Source organism: Salinimicrobium oceani (assembly GCF_012037645.1).
This window is the reverse complement of the sequence record NZ_JAAVJR010001234.1, coordinates 1-340: the sequence shown is the minus strand read 5'-3', so window position 1 is coordinate 340 and position 340 is coordinate 1. Positions and strand designations below refer to the sequence as shown.

General features: G+C 41.2%; 1 protein-coding gene. It reads left to right on the top strand.

Annotated features, from left to right (window positions below; all coding sequences use genetic code 11):
- On the top strand, positions 1-210 hold a 210-nt coding region (locus HC175_RS21615; protein WP_168139966.1), incomplete at its 5' end, for a helix-turn-helix domain-containing protein.
- Between the last annotated feature and the right edge of the window lie 130 nt (positions 211-340).

The following is a 340-nucleotide window of genomic DNA, read 5'->3' as shown; positions in this document are numbered from 1 at the left end:
CAGGAGCCTGAGCATCGTATCCTGCGCATTATCGACTACCTCAAACAGCATGTAGGCAAAGTAGAAGGAAAGTTTGATTATCGCCTGGACCTTACCCGCCAACAGCTCGCCGATCTTACAGGACTTAGGGTCGAAACTGTAATTCGCGCCACTAAATCCTTGGAGAAAAAAGGGGAACTACAGATCAAAAAGAGAAAAGTCTACCGCTAACAACTCATTCTAAACGAGTTATGACTTCGTTCAGGGACAAAAATGTCCTCTTTTATGATCCAAATCATATTCTCCCCTGCCTCATACCTTTAATTTTACATCATAATAAAAAAATAGGTATGAGACTTTA